Origin of the sequence: Micrococcus sp. HMSC31B01 (assembly GCF_001816085.1) — a bacterium.
Lineage (GTDB): Bacteria > Actinomycetota > Actinomycetes > Actinomycetales > Micrococcaceae > Micrococcus > Micrococcus luteus.
In genome coordinates, this window is sequence record NZ_KV825396.1 from 1 (window position 1) to 982 (window position 982).

The window sequence follows — 982 nt, forward strand, 5'->3', positions numbered from 1 at the left end:
CCGCCGGGTCGGTGGGTGTCATGGTCGCCGTGAGCTCCGCATCCCACTACTTCGACGCCGACCCCTCCGCGCCCGAGCGGCGCCGCACCCTGCGGACCCGCCTGGCCGGCCGCGACGTCGAGGTCCAGACGGCCAACGGGATCTTCTCCCCGGACGGTCTGGACAAGGGCACCGCGGCCCTGTTCTCGGCCGTGCCCGCGCCGCCGGCGACGGGCCGGTTCCTCGACGTCGGCGCGGGCTGGGGACCGATCGCCCTCACGCTGGCGCTGCGGTCGCCCGAGGCGGAGGTGACCGCCGTCGAGGTCAACGACCGCTCCCTGCAGCTGACCCGCGACAACGCCGCGGCACTGGGCCTCGACAACGTCGTGGCACTGCGGCCGGAGGACGTCCCCGAGGACGCGGAGTTCGACCTCATCTGGTCCAACCCGCCCATCCGGATCGGCAAGCCGGCACTGCACGCCCTGCTGGAGCGGTGGCTGCCACGCCTGGCCCCCGGCGGCGAGGCCTGGCTGGTGGTGCAGAAGAACCTCGGGGCGGACTCGCTGCTGCCGTGGATCGGCCGGATGCTCGAGGAGCGCGCGCCCGGCCGGTTCACCGCGGAGCGGGCGGACAGCGTCAAGGGCTTCCGGATCCTGCGGGTGGTGCGGGCGCGCTGAGGCGCCGTTTCCCGAACGACAGCGGTTCGTGGCCCGCCGTTTCCCGAACGACAGCGGTCAGGCGGTGAGTTCGCCGTCGAAGACGAGCTCGGCCGGCCCCGAGAGGACCACGTGCTCGGCCCCCTCCGGGCCCGGCACGACATCCACGGCCAGCACGCCGCCGGGCACCTCGACGAGCCACGAGTCCGAGCCCTGGTCGCCCGACCATGCGCGCATCGCCACCGCCGCCGCGCACGCGCCCGTCCCGCAGGACTGGGTCTCGCCCACCCCGCGCTCGTGCACGCGCATCCGCACGCGGCCGACGCTCTCGCGCACGAGCGGCTCCT

Annotated in this window: 1 protein-coding gene and 1 pseudogene; one reads left to right on the forward strand and one right to left on the reverse strand. The window is 74.9% G+C overall.

All coding sequences use genetic code 11. The annotated features are described in order from the left end of the window. The first annotated feature begins 20 nt into the window (after positions 1-20). A complete protein-coding gene (locus tag HMPREF3105_RS11330) occupies positions 21-656 on the forward strand; it encodes a class I SAM-dependent methyltransferase (RefSeq protein WP_036315043.1) in 636 nt (211 codons plus the stop codon). Positions 657-713: 57 nt separating this feature from the next. Here HMPREF3105_RS11330 and HMPREF3105_RS13620 read toward each other — a convergent pair. After that, a pseudogene (locus HMPREF3105_RS13620) lies at positions 714-982 on the reverse strand (diaminopimelate epimerase); the annotation flags it as partial.